The organism is Pauljensenia sp. UMB6358 (genome assembly GCF_030216865.1).
GTDB lineage: Bacteria > Actinomycetota > Actinomycetes > Actinomycetales > Actinomycetaceae > Pauljensenia > Pauljensenia turicensis_A.
The window spans coordinates 1-288 of the sequence record NZ_JASOMS010000138.1 but is presented as its reverse complement, the minus strand read 5'-3'; the positions used below and the strand labels follow the sequence as shown (position 1 = coordinate 288).

At 58.0% G+C, this 288-nt stretch carries 1 pseudogene; it reads left to right on the top strand.

Annotation, left to right across the window (positions count from 1 at the left end):
- Nucleotides 1-288, top strand: a pseudogene (locus QP381_RS08935) (acyl-CoA thioesterase); the annotation flags it as partial.

The following is a 288-nucleotide window of genomic DNA, read 5'->3' as shown; positions in this document are numbered from 1 at the left end:
GTCATCTTGACCATGACCTCATCGTTCCAAAAAGTTCAGCCTGATCTGTCCACCCAAATCCAGATGCCTGATGTGCCCGAACCCGAGGACGTGCCGAATTCCCTAGAGATGTTCCGCGACCAGGGCAACCCCGTATCTAAGTATCTTGGCAAGACGGCGGCTTTCGAGATGCGCCACGTCGCGGGCAGCCTCTACTTCTCAGAAAGGACAGAGCCGCTTGCGAAGGGGGCAACCTGGATTCGCCCTCGCGGAGCAAAACTGCCATCGTGGACGCCCCAATCGGTGCAC